Source organism: Acidovorax sp. (assembly GCF_046339755.1).
Classification (GTDB): Bacteria; Pseudomonadota; Gammaproteobacteria; order Burkholderiales; family Burkholderiaceae_C; genus Acidovorax.
The window spans coordinates 1-17,128 of record NZ_JBKDTZ010000221.1 but is presented as its reverse complement, the minus strand read 5'-3'; the positions used below and the strand labels follow the sequence as shown (position 1 = coordinate 17,128).

The following is a 17,128-nucleotide window of genomic DNA, read 5'->3' as shown; positions in this document are numbered from 1 at the left end:
ATCATGGACCCCAAGGCCCTCACGGAACTGATCCCCGACTGGAAGGCCAAGGGCGCTCCGCTGAACCAGCCGGTGACGGACGACGCGATGATCTTCCTGGGCGAGAACTCGTCCTTCCGCGTGCCCAATGTGTTCCTGCCGCACAACTTCCAGAACCACGGCAACTACGTGGTACGCCTGGGCAACGTGGTCAAGTGGCTGGGCGAGCAGGCCGAAGCCCTGGGCGTGGAGATCTTCCCCGGCTTCGCGGCCGCCGCGGGGCTCTACAACGAGAACGGTTCCGTCAAGGGCGTGGCCACCGGCAACATGGGCATCAGCAAGGAAGGCGAGCCCACGGGCGACTTCCAGCTGGGCATGGAACTGCATGCCAAGTACACCATCTTCGCCGAAGGCTCGCGCGGCCACCTGGGCAAGCAGCTGATCTCGCGCTTCAAGCTCGACGCGCATTCCGACCCGCAGAGCTACGCCATTGGCATCAAGGAGCTGTGGGAGATCGACCCGCAGCGCCACCAGCCCGGCTTCGTGATGCACACCGCCGGCTGGCCCATGGAAAACGACACCTATGGTGGCGCCTTCCTGTACCACCTGGACGACAACAAGGTCACGCTGGGCTTCATCACCGGCCTGGGCTATTCCAACCCGTACCTGAGCCCGTTTGAGGAATTCCAGCGCTGGAAGACGCACGCCAACATCCGCTGGTACCTGGAGGGCGACGAGTCCAAGGGCATCAAGCCGGCCAAGCGCATCAGCTACGGCGCGCGCGCCATCACGGCCGGCGGCCTGCTGAGCCTGCCCAAGACCATCTTCCCGGGCGGCGCGCTGATCGGCTGCGATGCGGGTTACCTCAACGTGGGCCGCATCAAGGGCAGCCACGCCGCCATCAAGTCCGGCATGCTGGCCGCCGAGGCCGCCTACGATGCCGTGGTGGCCGGCCGCCAGCACGATGAGCTCAGCGCCTACCCTGAGGCGTTCGAGAAGAGCTGGCTGTACACCGAGCTCAACAAGGACCGCAACTTCAAGAACTGGTTCAAGAAGGGCCTGGTCACCGCCACCATCATGAACGGCATCGAGCAGTTCGTGCTCAAGGGCAACATCCCCTGGACGCTGCACCGCGACAAGCCCGACCACGTGCACCTCAAGCCCGCGTCGGAATGCAAGCCCATCATCTACCCCAAGCCCGATGGCAAGCTGACCTTCGACCGCCTGTCCAGCGTGTTCATCAGCAACACCAACCACGCCGAGAACCAGCCGGCCCACCTGACGCTCAAGGACGCGAGCGTGCCGGTCAACATCAACCTGGCCAAGTACGCCGGCCCCGAGGCCCGCTACTGCCCGGCCGGTGTCTACGAGTTCGTGCCCGACGTGGCCAAGGGCGGCGACAGCCAGCGCCTGCAGATCAACGCGCAGAACTGCGTGCACTGCAAGACCTGCGACATCAAGGACCCGACGCAGAACATCGTCTGGGTGACGCCCGAAGGCGGCGGCGGCCCGAACTACTCGGGCATGTGATCGCGCTGCACATTGCGCAATGACGAAGGGCCTGCAATGCAGGCCCTTTTTCATGGTGCAGCCGATCGATCAGGCCATCGCGGCACCCGCAGTCAACTGGAACTGCCCCATTGCCCCCGCCAGCCGGTTCGCCTGGTCCTTGAGGCTTTGCGCCGCTGCTGCGCCTTCTTCCACCAATGCCGCGTTCTGCTGCGTCATGTGGTCGAGCTGGTCCACGGCCTGGCTGACCTGTCCGATCTGGCTGCTCTGCTCGCTGCTGGCGGCGTTGATCTCGGACATCAGCGTGGTCACCTGCTGCACGCTGGTGACGATGTCCTGCATGGTGGAGCCGGCGGTGACCACCAGGCGTGCACCGTCGCTCACCTTGTCCACGCTGTTGGCGATCAGCGCCTTGATCTCCTTGGCGGCGTTGGCACTGCGCCCGGCGAGGTTGCGCACCTCGCTGGCCACCACGGCGAAACCGCGGCCCTGCTCGCCCGCGCGGGCCGCTTCCACGGCGGCATTGAGCGCCAGGATGTTGGTCTGGAAGGCGATGCCGTCGATGATGCCCACGATGTCGGCGATCTTCTTGCTGCTGGCATTGATCTCGTCCATGGTCTTGACCACTTCGCTGACCACGTCGCCGCCCTTCTTGGCCACCTGCTCGGCGTTGTGCGCCAGGCTGTTGGCCTGGCGCGTGCTGTCGGCATTGGCGGCCACGGTCTGCGCCAGCTGGGCGATGCTCGCGGCGGTCTGCTGCAGGCTGCTGGCGGCGTGCTCGGTGCGCGCGCTCAGGTCGGTGTTGCCGGCCGCCACCTCGGAGCTGGCCACGTGGATGGATTCACCCGAGTCGCGCACCTCGGTCACCACGTAGTGCAGGGATTCGACCATGCGGTTGAGCGCGGTGAGCAGCTCGCCGATCTCGTCGGTGCGCGCGGTGGCCATGCGCACCGTGAGGTCACCCTGCGCCACCAGAGCCGCCGCATCCGAAGCCTGGCGCAGCGGCAGCACGATGGAGCGGCGCAGCAGCCAGCCGAACAGGGCCGACAAGCCCACCACGAAGGCCACGGCCAGCGCGCTGACCCACTGGGCGCGCGCGGCGTCGGCGATCATGGCATCGGCCGCCGCCACCGAGGATTTCTCGGACTCGGCCAGCAACTGGTCGATGGCTTGGAGGTACTGGGCCAGCGCCGCCGCATGGTCCTGCAGCTCCTTCTGGCTGATGACCTTGGATTCCAGCGCGTTCTGCACCAGGGTGTCGCGCAGGGCCGCGTACTGCTGGCGCTGCGCCTGGGCCTGCTTCCAGGCCGGCAGGGTGCTGGCGGCGGACGAGGAGGCCGCCAGCGATTCGTCGATTCGCTTGCGCATGCCCTCCTCGGCCGCCAGTTGTGTGCGCATTTCGGCCACCAGGGGAAACACGTCCTGCGAGCTGGTGGTGCGCAGCGCGATCTGGCCGATGTGCACGGACTGCGTCTTGAACTCGCGCACCGCGCGCTCGATGGGCAGTTGCTCCGCCGTCAGCAGCGTGGCCTGGCGCGTCGTGCCTTGGCCGGTGAGCCAGGTGGTGGAGCCGAGCAGCGCAACGGCCACGCCCAGCAGGCCAAAGGCCGCAGCCAGCTTCTGGCCCACGGACAGGGTGCGCTGGGCGCGGGGGGATGCAGGGGCAGAGGGCATGGCCGAACTGCCCTGGTGCCGGGCAGGCGCAGCAGCATGGGAGGCCGTCACGGCGGGGGTGCGGGTGGCACCGGCCGTTGCAGGAAGGTAGTTCATGGCTTTCTCCGTGGTGTTGCGAGTCATCCGCCCCACCACACGGCGGGGCAGCATGCCCTTGGATTGCAAGCCCTGTGCCAATGCGCCGGGCCGCAATGCAAGTGTCAGGCGCTGTCAGTCTGCCAGCGCACATTCTCCGAACCCCCCGCCCCCGGGCGTGGAGATTTCGAACACATCGCCCGGCTCCATGAGCGCCGCGCCGATGTGCGCAAGGTCTTCGACCTGGCCGTTGGCGCGCAGCACGCGGTTGAGCCCCGTGAGCCCGGCCTGGCCGCCGGCCATGCCGAAGGCCGGCTTGACACGGCCGTTTGACAGGATGCTGGCCGTCATCTGCTCCAGGAAGCGCACCCGCCGCACGCCGCCATTGCCCCCGGCCCAGCGGCCCCGGCCGCCCGAGCCCGCGCGGATCTCGTAGCTGTCGAGCACCACGGGAAAGCGGAACTCCAGGATCTCGGGGTCCGTGAGGCGCGAGTTGGTCATGTGCGTCTGCACCACGCTCGTGCCTTCGAAGCCGCGCACCACCTGTCCTTGTGCATCGAGCACGGCACCTGCACCACTGCCGCCCGCAATGGTCTCGTAGTACTGGTACTGCGCATTGCCGAAGGTGAAGTTGTTCATGGTGGGCTGGCTGCCCGCCATCACGCCCAGGGCACCGAACAGTGCATTGGTGATGCAGGTGGAGGTCTCCACGTTGCCTGCCACCACCGAAGCGGGTGGGTTGGGGTTGAGCATGGAGCCCTGCGGGATGATGACCTGCAGGGGCTTGAGGCACCCGGCGTTGAGCGGGATGTCGTCGTCCACCAGGGTGCGGAAGACGTAGAGCACCGCCGCCATGCACACCGCGCGCGGAGCGTTGAAGTTGTTGACCTGCTGGGCACTGGTGCCCGCGAAGTCGATCACCGCGCTGCGCTCGGCCACGTTGACCTTGACCGCAACGCTGATCTGCGCGCCGTTGTCCAGCGGCAGGGTGAACTGGCCATCCTTGAGGTGGGTGATCACGCGCCGCACCGATTCCTCAGCGTTGTCCTGCACATGGCGCATGTAGGCCTGCACGACATCCAGGCCGAACTGCTCCACCATGCGCGTGAGTTCCTGCACACCTTTTTCGTTGGCGGCGATCTGCGCGCGCAGGTCGGCCAGGTTCTGGTGCGGGTTGCGGCTCGGGTACGGCGTGGTGCCGCCCCCCGTGGCCAGCAGGTGGCGCACGGCCTCTTCCTGGAACACGCCCTGGTCTACCAGCTTGACGTTGTTGATCTGCACGCCCTCTTCCTCGATGCGCGTGGAAAAGGGGGGCATGGAGCCGGGCGTGGTGCCGCCGATGTCGGCATGGTGGCCGCGGCTGCCCACGTAGAAGGTCGGCTCCTTGCCGCCCGCCACATAGACCGGCGTGATCACCGTGACATCGGGCAGGTGGGTACCGCCATGGTAGGGGTCGTTGAGCATGTAGACATCGCCCGGCTGCATGCGGCCCGTGTTCTCGTGGATCACGGTCTTGATGCTCTCGCCCATGGAGCCCAGGTGCACGGGCATGTGCGGCGCGTTGGCAATCAGGTTGCCCGTGGCATCGAACAGCGCGCAGCTGAAGTCCAGGCGCTCCTTGATGTTCACCGAATAGGCCGTGTTCTGCAGCTGCAGGCCCATCTGCTCGGCGATGTTCATGAACAGGTTGTTGAACACCTCCAGCAGCACCGGGTCCACCGTGGTGCCGGCGGCATGCTGCACGCTGCGCGCCGTGACGCGGTCCAGCACCAGGTGATCCAGGTCGGTGAGACGGGCCAGCCAACCGGGCTCCACCACCGTGGTGGTGTTCTTCTCGGCAATGATGGCCGGGCCGGGGATCGCATCGCCGGGGCGCAGGTCCTCGCGCACCACCAGGGCGGCGTCATGCCACTGGCCGCCCGAGTACATGTGCACCGTTTCGCGGCGCGGGTGCACGCGTTCGGCCTGCAGGGGCAGGCGCGGCTCGGCCGGAGCGTCGCCGGGGATCACGGCTTCGACCGACACAGCCTCCACCACCAGCGACTTGCCCACCATCAGAAAGGCGAAGCGCTGGCGGTAGGCCGCCTCGAAGCCGGCCTGCACCGTGGCGATATCGCCGAACGGAACGACCAGGGCCGAGTCCGTGCCTTCATAGCGCACATGCACGTTGTAGCGCACCTGCACGGGCTGGCTGCCGACCTGCTGGCGTTCCAGCTCGGTCTGGGCCGCAGAAGCCAGTGCATCCAGGCGCTCGGCGATCAAGGGCAGCGAGGCTTCGGCCAACGGCAGCTCCACTGCCTGCTCGCGGATCACGGTCTGGTCGGCCAGGCCCATGCCATAGGCGCTGAGCACGCCCGCCAGCGGGTGCACGAACACACGCGTCATGCCCAGGGCGTCGGCCACCAGGCAGGCATGCTGGCCACCCGCGCCGCCAAAGCACTGCAGCGTGTAGCGCGTCACGTCATAGCCACGAGCCACCGAGATCTTCTTGATCGCATTGGCCATCTGCTGCACGGCGATCTGGATGAAGCCCTCGGCCACCTCCTCGGGCTGGCGGTTCGTCTGTGCGGCCAGTTCGGCGAAGCGCGCACGCACGGCCTGGGCGTCCAGGGTCTCGTTGGCGGCGGGGCCGAACACGCTGGGGAAGTAGGCGGGCTGGACTTTGCCGACCATGACGTTGGCATCGGTCACGGCCAGCGGGCCGCCGCGGCGGTAGCTCACGGGGCCAGGGTTGGCACCGGCACTCTCGGGCCCCACGCGGAAGCGCGCACCATCGTAGCTGAGCACCGAGCCGCCGCCCGCGGCCACGGTGTGGATGCTCATCATCGGGGCACGCATGCGCACGCCGGCCACATGGGTCTCGAACTCGCGCTCGAATGCGCCGGCGTAGTGGCTCACGTCGGTGGAGGTGCCGCCCATGTCGAAGCCGATCACACGCTCCTGCCCGGCCAGGCCGGCCGTGCGCGCCATGCCCACGATGCCGCCGGCCGGGCCGGACAGGATCGCGTCCTTGCCCTGGAAGGTGGTCGCATCCGTCAAACCGCCCGAGGACTGCATGAAGAACAGCTTGACGCCCGGCATCTCGCTGGCCACCTGCTCCACATAGCGGCGCAGGATGGGCGAGAGGTAGGCATCGACCACCGTGGTGTCGCCCCGGCTCACGAACTTCATCATGGGGCTGGTCTCATGCGAGGTGCTGATCTGGGTGAACCCCACCTCCTTGGCGATACGCCGCGCCAGTTGCTCGTGTTCGGTATAGCGGTAGCCGTGCATGAAGACGATGGCCACACTGCGCAGGCCCCGGCCCCAGGCAGCGAGCAGGTCGCCGCGCAGGCTGGCCTCGTCGAGCGGCTGCATCACCTTGCCATGGGCGCCCACGCGTTCGCGGGCCTCGACCACCTCGGTGTAGAGCAGCTCGGGCAGCAGGATGTGGCGGTCGAACAGGCGCGGCCGGTTCTGGTAGGCGATGCGCAGCGCATCGCGAAAGCCGCGCGTGGTGACCAGCAGCGTGGGCTCGCCCTTGCGTTCGAGCAGCGCATTGGTGGCCACCGTGGTGCCCATCTTCACGCATTCCACCAGGGCCGGCGTCACGGCCTCGCCAGGCGCCAGGCCCAGCAGGTGGCGGATGCCGGCCACGGCCGCATCCTTGTACTGCTCGGGGTTCTCGGACAAGAGCTTGTGCGTGACCAGCGTGCCATCGGGGCGCTTGCCGACGATGTCGGTGAAGGTACCCCCGCGGTCGATCCAGAACTGCCAGCGGGGAAGGTGTACTTGGGGTGTCATTGCATTCATGGTGTTTCCGATGGAAGAAATAAGGGAATGGGGGCCGGCTTCAGGCGGCATCGGCGCAGGCCGGGGCCAGGCGCTGCAGGAGCTGGCGCACGGCGGGAATGGGCGGCGCGCTGGCCAGCGCATGCGCGCGCGGGCACCAGGGGCCACCGAGCGCCGTGGCCCAGGCCATGACGGGCAGGATGTCGGCCGGCGGCAGGGTCTGCATGGCATCGATCACGATGCGCAGCTCCTGCGCCAGCCGGGTGCCGGGCGCAAAGCGCCAGTGGTACTGCCCGCAGCCCACGCGCACGGCGTGGCTGTCCTTCTCGGTCATGGCCACCAGCCAGTCGCAGTGGAAGTCCGCGCAGTCCGGTGCCGGCGGATCGGCCAGGCAGAAGGTGTAGACGTTCTCGAAACTGCGGTTGAAATTGCGCACCAGGGTCTCGGCAATCGCCTCGCGCCCCTGGGCCGAGGGCGGAAAGACCATGCCGCCCTGGCGCAGCTCCATCTGCAGCAGCGCGCCGCCGGCAAAGGCCTGGGCGATCAGGTGCGGGCGGTTGCCGTCCTTGGCCCGCAAGTAGGTTTCCACGGTGTCTTTCGGGGTATGCATGGTGCTTCTCCTGGAAATGGACTGCAGGACTCTCAGCGTTGCGTGTAGTAGGGAATGAAGATCTGGTTGGCCTCGCCGCCCACCGAGCGCACCCACTCGCGCGAGAAGCGCTCGCCCAGGCGCTTGAGGTCGGCATTGAGCTCGGCGCTGGCGCGCTCCACCTTGATGCCCTTGCGCTGCAGTTCGCCCACGGATTCCTGCGCAATGGCCTCGCTCATGGACCAGCCCCGTGCCTCGGCATCCGCGGCCGCCTTGCCCACGGCTTGGCGCACCGGCGCGGGCAGCGCGTCGAAGGCCTGCTGGTTCACGAAGACGATGTTCTTCGGGAACCAGGCATCGATGCCGTAGTACTGCCGGATCTGGCCCCAGACCTGGTTTTCCACCCCGGTCAGGGCCGAGGTGATCATGGAGTCGAGCTGGCCGCTGGCCAGGGCCTTGTTCACCTCGACCATGGGCACGTCCACCGGCGTGGCGCCCAGCATCTCGGCAATGCGCACCGTGGCCGGGTTGTAGGTGCGCATGCGCGTGCCTCTGAAGTCGGCGGAGGATTTCACCGGCGCGGTGGAAAACAGGCCCTGGGGCGGCCAGGGCACGGCATACAGCGCCTTGAGACCCTTGCGGGTGAAGTGCCCTTCGATCAGCGGCCGCTGCAGGTCCCACAGCCGGCGCGCGTCGGCGTAGCTGCGCACCAGAAAGGGCACGGTGTCGGCCCCGGCGATGGGAATCTCACCGACCAGGCTGGTCATGATGGTCTCGCCCGCCTGGGCCTTTCCGGCCTGCACCGCCTGGGGAATGTCGGCCAGTTTGGCCAGCGTATTGTTGGCATGCACCTCGATCTTCAGTGCGCCCGAGGAGGCTGCCTCCACCTCCTGGGCGAACTGCACCAGGTTGCGGGTGTGGAAGGTCTCCGCACGGTAGCCCGTGGCCAGCTTCCACTGTGCCTGGGCGTGCACCATCGGGGCCACGGCGAGCGCGGCCAACCAGACCATGTGTTTCATGGCAAGCTCCTGAAGGGGGACAAAGGGCCGGGGCGGCAGTGCGCGCCGGCAGACACAGGGGAAAAAGGCCGGGGGCCTACTTGGACGCGCCCATGACGAGGTCCGGGACGATGGTGACGATCTGCGGGAAGACCGTGATCAGGCCGATGCACACCACCAGGCAGAAGAAGAACGGGATGGCCGCCTTGGCGATCAGGTTGCTGTCCTTGCCCGTCATGTTCTGCAGCACGAAGAGGTTGAAGCCCACGGGAGGCGTGACCTCGGCGATCTCGACCAGCAGGATCACGAAGATGCCGAACCAGATCAGGTCGAACCCGGCCTTCTCGATCATGGGCATCACCACGGCGGCGGTCAGCACGATCATGCTGATGCCGTCGAGCGCCGTGCCCAGCACCAGGTACACACCCACCAGGCAGGCGATCAGCGCATAGGGCGACAGGTGCATGGAATCGACCCAGGCGGCCAGCTCGCGCGGGATGCCGGTGAAGGCCATGGTCTTGGTCAGGAACGCGGCCCCGGCCAGGATGAACATGATCATGCAGCTGGTGCGGGCCGAGCCGGCCAGGCCTTCCTTGAAGTTCTGCCAGGTCAGCGCCTTGCACCAGGCGGCCAGGGCCAGGGCCCCCACCACGCCATAGGCCGCGCATTCCGTCGCCGTGGCCCAGCCGGCCACCAGGGACCAGCAGATGAACACGATGAGCAGCGCGCAGGGAATCAGGTTGCGCGACAGGTGCAGCTTCTCGCGGAAGGTGAGCGCCGGCTCGTCCGGGGGCATGCGCTCCTTGTTGCGCAGCGACCACCAGGCGATGTAGCCCGAGAACAGCAGCATCAGCAGCAGGCCGGGCAGAAATCCCGCCAGGAAGATGCGGATGATGGAGGCATCGGCCGCGACCGCGTACACCACCATGGTGATGGACGGCGGGATCAGAATGCCCAGCGTGCCGGCCGTTGCCAGCGAACCGATGGCGATGCCTTCGTCGTAGCCGCGCTTTTTCAATGCAGGCAACGATACCTTGGCGATGGTGGCGCAGGTGGCGGCCGACGAACCCGAGACCGAGCCGAAGATGCCGCAGCCCAGGATGGTGGTGTGGAACAACCGCCCGGGCACCTTGCCCAGCCAGGGAGCCAGGCCACTGAACATGTCCTCGCTGAGCCGGGTGCGGAACAGGATCTCGCCCATCCAGATGAACAGCGGCAAGGCCGCCAGTTCCCAGCTCGCATTGCTCTCCCAGAAGGCGGAGAACAGGTTCAGCCCGGCATGGCTGCTGGTGAAGAAGGCCTGGCCGATCCAGCCGCAGATGGCCAGGGTCATGGCGATCCAGACACCGCCGGAGAGCATGAGCAGCATGATCACCAGCAGGAAGGCGCCGATGGAAAGAATGTCCATGGTGGTTCTCCTTACAGGTCCGACGAGAAGTCGCCCTTGGCGTGGCGCTCTTCCACCAGGCGCACGAAGGTGGGTACCCCGCCGCGCGCCACGATCCACCATTCGTCGACCACGGCCACGAGGAACAGGATGGAGCCGATGGCGAAGCTCAACTGGGGGATCCAGACCGGCACCGCCCACAGGCCCTGGGCCACCTCGTTGAACTTCCAGCTCTCATAGGTGAAGGCGCAGGCCCACCAGGTGAGGTAACCGATGGCCAGCACGGCCACCGACAGGCAGGCCAGCTCGAAGATGCGGCGCGTGGCCGGCGACAGCTTTTCGAGCACCAGCGTCACACGCACGAAGTCGCCGTGCTTGAAGGCATGGGCCATGGTCAGGAAGGCGGCAGCAGCGCAGAGCCAGGCCACCACGTCGTTGATGGCACCGGTGGGAAAGCCGAACTGGCGCCCCAGGGATTGCACCACCATGAGCACGCAGATGCCGGCGATGCACCAGGCACCGATGGTGCCGGCCACGTCGTAGCAGGCGTCCAGCACGCGGCGCAGCAGGTGGGGTGGCATGGCCACCCCGGCCTGTACGCCGGCGGGGGCCGGAGGGGTTTGGGTCAGGGAAGACATGGTGGCCTCATCACTTCTTGTTGTAGGCGTCGATCACAGCCTTGCCTTCATCGCCGGCCACCTTGATCCAATCGGCCGTCATGCGCTCGCCGATGGGCTTGAACTCGGCCTTGAGGTTGGCGGCCACGGTGTCCACCTGCATGCCCTTGGCGGCCAGTTCCTTGAGGTATTCCTGGTCCTTCTGCTCGCTCAGGGCCCAGCCGCGGCGCTCGGCGATGGCGGCCTGGGCCAGCACCGCATCCTGCGTGGGCTTGTCCAGCGCGTCGAAGGTCTTCTGGTTCACGACCACGGCATTGCGCGGCAGGAAGGCCGAGACGGCGTAGAAATACTTCACGCTCTCGTAGAGCTTGCTTTCCACGCCGCTGGCGCTGGAGGTGAGGAAGTTGTCCACGGTGCCGGTGGTGAGCGCGGCGGGCAGCTCGGCCAGCTGGATGGTCACGGGCTGCGCCCCAACGGCCACTGCGATGCCCGAGGTGACGGGGTTGAAGGCGCGCATCTTGGTGCTTTTGAGGTCCTTGAGCGCCGCGACCGGCTTGGTCGAGTACAGGCTTTGCGCCGGCCAGGCCACGGTGTACAGCAGCTTCATGCCCTGGGACGCGAGGGTCTTGGTGAGCATGGGGCGCGAGACCTGGTCCAGGCGCTTGGCGTCGGCATAGCTGGTGGCCAGGAAGGGGATGGAGTCGAGGCCGTAGGCCGCCGACTCGTTGGCCGCGCCCGAGAGGATGAACTCACCCGCCGGCACCTGGCCCGACTGCACCGTGCGCTTGATCTCGTTGGCCTTGAACAGCGAGGCATTGGGGTGCACCGTGATCTTGAGCTTGCCGCCCGTGGCCTTGTCCACGTCCTGGGCGAACTGCTGCAGGTTCTGCACCTGGAAGGTGTTGGTGGCGTAGCCCGAGGGCAGGTCCCACTTGGCCTGGGCCTGGGCGATGCCGGCGAACGCGAGGGCACACATGGTGAAAGCGATGGTCTTCATGGGGAGGCTCCTGGTTTAGAAACTGGCGAGTTGGTGGTTGAGCAGGTCGGAGATCAGCATGCAGCCCGGGGCATGGGTGATGCAGAACGCGGGCTGGGCGTGCAGGATGGCGGACTGGGGCGTGACGCCGCAGGCCCAGAAGACGGGGATCTCATCGGGCATCAGCGCCACGGCGTCGCCGTAGTCGGGCTTGGCCAGGTCGGCGATGCCGATGAGCGAGGGGTCGCCGATGTGCACCGGTGCGCCATGCACGTTGGGAAAGCGGGAGGTCACCTGCACGGCGCGGATCACGTCGGCCGCCTTCATGGGCCGCATGGTCACCACCATGGCGCCGCCGAAGGGGCCGGCCGGCTCGGTGGGCACATTGGTGCGGAACATGGCCACGTTCTTGCCTTCGTCGATGTGGCGCAGCGGGATGCCGGCCTCGATCAGCGCCGATTCGAACGAGAACGAGCAGCCCAGGATGAAGGTCACCAGGTCGGGCCGCCAGAGGGCCGAGATGTCGGCCACCTCTTCGGCCAGTTCGCCATGGCGCCACACGCGGTACAGCGGTACATCGCTGCGGATGTCGATGCCCTCGCCCAGCGTGGGCAGCGAGAACTGGCCCGGCTCGCTCACCGCCAGCACCGGGCAGGGCTTGGGGTTGCGCTGGCAAAAGCGCAGGAAGTCGCCGGCCTGCACCTCGGGCAGGATGACCAGGTTGCCCTGCACGTGGCCATCGGCCAGGCCGCTGGTGTGCGAGGTCCACAGGCCCTGGCGGATCACGCTGCGCACGTGCCTTGGGTTGTCGCTGCCTTGCGGGCCAAAGACCTGGGGTGTGTTGTTGTGTGTGGAGTCCACCGTGGGTTCCTTGCGTTGCGAAATGTCAAATGCATGTCGATGGGGTGGATTGTGTTGGCGTGCCACCGGGGCTGGCAAATTCAAAAAATTTCTATCAGCTCATCGATTTTTTCGATGCACTACCCTGGAGCACAACTCACCCAACTTGGTGCTAAGTGAAAACCCTAGGAGGCCGGAGATACGGCAATTGCCCCCGTCGGGAGCTGCGGCACCCTGGCAGTGCCGTAGGGGCCATCGCCTGCACCGCCATCGCGAAGGCAGGCGTGCGCCCGGCACGGCGGGACTGCACCAACAGCATGCATGGCCCCGGCGCGCTGGCCTGCACGGTGCCTGGGCCGGCACCGCAGAAGCAGGAAAAAGGCAGCCGTGGCGCTTGATGCGTCGTAATGCCGTTGTGCGCGGTCTCTGCTGTCAGCCTGTCTTCAGGTTTTTGGCGCGGCCCTTGCCGACTTCGGCCTGCAGTTCGACAAAGGCCAGGGCCGAGCGCACGACGCCGTCCACCGCCGGAGAGGCCGGGTCTTCGCGGTAGCTCAGGTGGATGGGCAGCGGCCGCAGTTCGGCCTCGCAGGCCAGCGGGCGCAGGTCGGGGAATGCCAGCAGCCGCTGCACGGCCTGGCGCGGCAGCGTGGCCACCCCGAAGCCGCCCTGCACCAGTTGCACCATGGCCGAGATGGAAGAAATGGTGTGCACGCAGCGCGGCTCCACCTGGGCCTGGCGCAGCACGTCGAGCAGGGTCACGTGCGGCTGCGAGCCGCGCTGGAACGTGAGGATGTCGGTCTCGGCAAAGTCCGCGAGTGCATAGCGCCGCTTGCGGTGCAGCTTGCTGTTGCCCACGAAGACCATCTCCATCGGTGTGAGCGCCTGTGTGCGGATGCCCTCGGCCGACGCCGGCAGTGCGGCGAACACCGTGTCCAGCGCGCCGCGGCGGATCTGGTCGAGCAGCACGGGGGTGGTCTCCACCGTGAGCTCCAGCTCCAGCAGCGGGTTGTCCTTGCGCAGTTGCTCGATCCAGGGGATCAGCCAGGAGTGCAGCACCGATTCGATGGCCCCCAGGCGGATGGAGACCTCCATGGGCCCGCCCGAGCCCATCTCGGCCTTGAGCTGGCGCTGCAGCTCCAGCATGCGCTTGGCGTAGGTGAGAAAGCGCGTACCCGCCACCGTGAGCTTGAAGCGCTTGTCGCTGCGGTCCAGCAGCAGCACGCCCAGTTCCTCCTCCAGCGCCGCCACGCGGCTGGACATGGCCGACTGGGTGAGGAACAGCTTCTCGGCCGCACGCGTCACGCTGCGCAGGGAGGCGACCCAGTAGAAGGCTTCGACGAAACGCAGGTTCATGGTGATGCTGTGGACAAGGGTCGCCAGGATTGTGCGCCCGCTTGACCGCAGCAGAGCAGCGAACGTGCCAGCGCCCTACTCCGCGAACAACGGCATGTCGGCCTTCTTTAGCGTGCGCAGCACGAAGCTCGACCGGCTGTGGCGTATGCCCTTGATCTTGTAGAGCTTCTCGCGCAGCAGGCGCTCATAGTCGCGCGTGTCCTTCACCACGACGCGCAGCAGGTAGTCGTAGTCGCCCGAGACCAGGTGCGCCTCGATCACCTCGGGGATGCTGGCCAGGGTCTCGCCGAATTTTTCGAGCGTGTTGTCCGAGTGGCTGTCGAGCGTGACCTGCACCAGCACCGTGTCCGACAGGCCCAGCGCCTGCGGGTTCAGGCGCACGGTGTAGCCCTGGATGACGCCGGCCTCCTCCATCTTCTTGATGCGGCCCCAGCAGGGCGACGGGCTCAGGCCCACCGCCTGGCCAATCTCCTGCAGGCTGGCGCGCGCATCGTTCTGCAGCACGGCGAGAATTTTTCTGTCGAGGCGGTCCATTTGGACAATTATTCAACCAAACCGCTATTTGCAGCAAATTTTTCTGCAAACCAATGATTTCTCGCAAAATATGGAAATAACTGCTGCGCAGGGCGGCGCACAATTCATCCATCGAGGCGCTCTTACCGGAATGCACGAAACGACAGGGCCCCGGACTGGTTACCGCCAGACCGGGGCGCTTGGCAAAGGGCCTGCCCATTCCATTGGCCTGTCGCCCACACGACGCCGCCAAAGGCTCCACCGGTTCGTAAGCACGCTTACCAGCACAAACCCGGATGCCCGTCTCCATGTTGCACCGCCATAATTTGGCGGAGGATTGACACTCTGTGGCAGCACCTCAAACAGGCATGGCACACCGCAGAAAGCCAGCCCATCAACAACAGGAGACACCATGCAACTGACCCGACTCGTCGTTGGCCTGAGCCTTGCGCTCGGCTTTGTGGCCACCGCTGCCGCGCAGACCACCATGCGCATCAGCATTTCCACGGCCCAGAACTCCCACCAGGGCGTGGCCATCGACACCTTTGCCAAGGAAGTCGAAAAGCGCACGGGCGGCCGCTACAAGGTGCAGACCTTCTACAACGGTGCATTGGGCGGCGAGCGTGAATCCATCGAGGCCGTGCAGCTGGGTACGCAAGAGCTGGCCTTCAGCTCCACCGGCCCGGTTCCCAACTTCGTTCCCGAAACCAAGATCCTGGACGTGCCCTTCCTGTTCCGTGACAAGGCCCATGCGCGCGCCGTGCTGGATGGCCCCATCGGCCAGGAGATGCTGACCAAGTTCGACGCCAAGGGCTTCAAGGCCCTGGCCTGGGCGGAAAACGGCTTCCGCCACATGACCAACAGCAAGCGCGACGTGAAGGACCCGGCCGACCTCAAGGGCCTGAAGATGCGCACCATGGAGAACCCGGTGCACATCGCCGCCTACAAGGGCTTCGGCATCATCACCACGCCCATGGCCTTCCCCGAGGTGTTCACTGCCCTGCAGCAAGGCACGGTGGACGGCCAGGAGAACCCGCTGCCGGTGATCATCTCGGCCAAGTTCGACCAGGTGCAAAAGCACCTGACGCTCACCGGCCACGTCTATTCGCCCTGCATCTTCGTGATGAACAAGGGCGCCTTCGACAAGCTCTCTGCCGCCGACAAGCAGGCCTTCATCGACGCGGCCAAGGAGGGCACCAAGGCCAACCGCGCCCGCGTGGACGAAGACGATGCCAAGGGCGTGGCCGACCTGCGCGCCAAGGGCATGACCGTGATCGACAACGTGGACAAGGCCAAGTTCGTGGCGGCCCTGACCCCCGTGAACGCCGAGTTCGAGAAGCAGTTCGGCAAGGCCGCGCTCGACAAGATCCGCGACGTCAAGTAAGCCGCCGCGTTGCCTGCCCCCCTGTGAACCAAACGCCCGCAGCCCCTCGCTGCGGACGTTTGGTTCTTGTCTTTTTCCTCCCCCCTTTTGCTCCTGCCGGGCCGTGCCCCATGAAAAACGCCTTTCTGACCTTTGAGCGGTGGACGACCTTCATCGCCATGCTGGGGGCCTGCGCCATGCTGGCGCTGGCCTCCACCCTGGGCATGTTCCAGATCCTCATGCGCTTCGTGCTGGAGCAGCCAGCCGAATGGACCGAGGTGCTGATCCGCTTCAGCCTGATCTGGATGGTGTTCCTGGCCATCCCGGCGGCCTTTCGCCAGGGCGCCATGGTGAGCGTGGACGTGCTCTACCGCTGGAGCAAGCCCGGCATGCGCCGCGTGCTCGACTGGGTGGTGGCGCTGGCCGCGCTGGCGCTGATTGGCATCATCATCTGGTGGGGTTGGGACTACTCGGTGCGCGGCGGCGTGCAGAGCATGGCGGGGCTGGAGTCGGTCTCGATGTTCTGGGCCTACCTGGCCATGCCCGTGGGCGGGCTGTTCTGCATCTTCGGCATCATCGGCAACCTGCTCGATCCCCTGCGCCTGGAACTGGAGACCGCCCAATGAGCCTGGTCATGATTTCCACGATGGTGCTGTGCTTTGCGCTCACCATCTCCGTTGCCGTCTCCATCGGCCTGGCCTCCATCCTGGGCATCCAGGCCTCCAACGCCAACATGCTCATCTCCGTCAAGGAGATGTTCGCCTCGATCAACAAGTTTCCACTGGCGGCCATTCCGTTCTTCATCCTGGCGGGCAATCTGATGGAGACCGGTGGCATCTCGCGCCGGCTGGTCGAATTTGCCAAGAGCATCGTGGGCGGCGTGCAGGGCGGCCTGCCCATGACATGCGTGCTCACCTGCATGATCTTTGCGGCGGTGTCGGGCTCCTCCGTGGCCACCACCTTCGCCATCGGCGCAATCCTGATTCCGGCGCTCATCAAGCATGGCTACCCCACCAGCTACGCGGCAGCGCTGCAGGCTACCAGCGCGGAGCTGGGTGTGATCATTCCACCCTCCATCCCCATGATCCTCTACGGCGTGAGCGCCGAGGTGTCGATTGGCGAGCTGTTCATCGCCGGCTTCGGCCCGGGCTTGCTGATCAGCTTTGCGCTGATGCTCTTCGTGTGGGCCTACTGCAAGTGGAAGGGCTGGGGCAAGAACGATGGCGAAGGCCGTATGCCCTTCGGCAAGGCGACGCTGCAGGCCGGCTGGGCGCTGCTGATGCCGGTGATCATCCTGGGCGGCATCTATGGGGGCGTGTTCACGCCCACCGAAGCATCGGCCGTGGCCGTGTTCTATGCGCTCATCGTGGGCATCGTGATCTACCGCGAGATCAAGCCCAAGGACCTGTTCGCCATCCTGCGCAAGTCGGCGATCTCGTCGGCGGTGATCATGTTCATCATCGCCAACGCCGGGCTCTTCGCCT

The 17,128-nt window shown here is 66.3% G+C and carries 14 protein-coding genes; 4 read left to right on the top strand and 10 right to left on the bottom strand.

The window, feature by feature from the left end; genetic code table 11:
• Positions 1-1,509, top strand: a 1,509-nt coding sequence (locus tag ACK59X_RS18545) for an electron transfer flavoprotein-ubiquinone oxidoreductase (RefSeq protein ID WP_409959564.1), incomplete at its 5' end; no start/stop codon positions are given.
• Between the two features lie 69 nt (positions 1,510-1,578).
• On the opposite strand, the gene ACK59X_RS18540 is transcribed toward ACK59X_RS18545, so the two are convergent.
• The 10 genes from ACK59X_RS18540 to ACK59X_RS18495 form a co-directional block, all read right to left on the bottom strand.
• Complete coding sequence (locus ACK59X_RS18540) at positions 1,579-3,258, bottom strand: methyl-accepting chemotaxis protein (RefSeq protein ID WP_409959562.1); 1,680 nt, start codon at positions 3,256-3,258, stop codon at positions 1,579-1,581.
• Positions 3,259-3,372: 114 nt separating this feature from the next.
• Entirely contained in the window at positions 3,373-7,029 is a 3,657-nt protein-coding gene (locus ACK59X_RS18535) for a hydantoinase B/oxoprolinase family protein (protein WP_409959560.1), read from the bottom strand.
• A 40-nt stretch (positions 7,030-7,069) separates the two neighbouring features.
• The gene (locus ACK59X_RS18530) at positions 7,070-7,618 is read right to left on the bottom strand and encodes a hypothetical protein (protein WP_409959558.1); all 549 of its coding nucleotides are present in this window, start codon (positions 7,616-7,618) and stop codon (positions 7,070-7,072) included.
• A gap of 32 nt (positions 7,619-7,650) precedes the next feature.
• Positions 7,651-8,616, bottom strand: coding sequence for a TRAP transporter substrate-binding protein (locus ACK59X_RS18525; RefSeq protein WP_409959556.1), 966 nt, complete (start codon positions 8,614-8,616; stop codon positions 7,651-7,653).
• A 76-nt stretch (positions 8,617-8,692) separates the two neighbouring features.
• On the bottom strand, positions 8,693-10,003 hold the full coding sequence (locus ACK59X_RS18520) for a TRAP transporter large permease (protein WP_409959554.1): 1,311 nt from the start codon (positions 10,001-10,003) through the stop codon (positions 8,693-8,695).
• Positions 10,004-10,014: 11 nt separating this feature from the next.
• A complete protein-coding gene (locus tag ACK59X_RS18515; RefSeq protein ID WP_409959568.1) occupies positions 10,015-10,563 on the bottom strand; it encodes a TRAP transporter small permease subunit in 549 nt (182 codons plus the stop codon).
• Between the two features lie 67 nt (positions 10,564-10,630).
• On the bottom strand, positions 10,631-11,596 hold the full coding sequence (locus ACK59X_RS18510; protein WP_409959552.1) for a TRAP transporter substrate-binding protein: 966 nt from the start codon (positions 11,594-11,596) through the stop codon (positions 10,631-10,633).
• Positions 11,597-11,611: 15 nt separating this feature from the next.
• A complete protein-coding gene (locus ACK59X_RS18505) occupies positions 11,612-12,370 on the bottom strand; it encodes a putative hydro-lyase (RefSeq protein WP_409959566.1) in 759 nt (252 codons plus the stop codon).
• A 477-nt stretch (positions 12,371-12,847) separates the two neighbouring features.
• Positions 12,848-13,768, bottom strand: coding sequence for a LysR family transcriptional regulator (locus tag ACK59X_RS18500; protein ID WP_409959550.1), 921 nt, complete (start codon positions 13,766-13,768; stop codon positions 12,848-12,850).
• A gap of 75 nt (positions 13,769-13,843) precedes the next feature.
• Positions 13,844-14,302 (bottom strand): Lrp/AsnC family transcriptional regulator, encoded by a 459-nt coding sequence (locus tag ACK59X_RS18495; RefSeq protein WP_409959548.1) that lies wholly within the window; start codon positions 14,300-14,302, stop codon positions 13,844-13,846.
• Positions 14,303-14,693: 391 nt separating this feature from the next.
• Here ACK59X_RS18495 and ACK59X_RS18490 point away from each other — a divergent pair, with 391 nt between their 5' ends.
• The 3 genes from ACK59X_RS18490 to ACK59X_RS18480 form a co-directional block, all read left to right on the top strand.
• Complete coding sequence (locus tag ACK59X_RS18490; protein WP_409959546.1) at positions 14,694-15,665, top strand: TRAP transporter substrate-binding protein; 972 nt, start codon at positions 14,694-14,696, stop codon at positions 15,663-15,665.
• A gap of 110 nt (positions 15,666-15,775) precedes the next feature.
• Positions 15,776-16,270 (top strand): TRAP transporter small permease, encoded by a 495-nt coding sequence (locus ACK59X_RS18485; protein ID WP_409959544.1) that lies wholly within the window; start codon positions 15,776-15,778, stop codon positions 16,268-16,270.
• Positions 16,267-17,128, top strand: an 862-nt coding sequence (locus ACK59X_RS18480) for a TRAP transporter large permease (RefSeq protein WP_409959542.1), incomplete at its 3' end; no start/stop codon positions are given. The genes ACK59X_RS18485 and ACK59X_RS18480, both read left to right, overlap by 4 nt.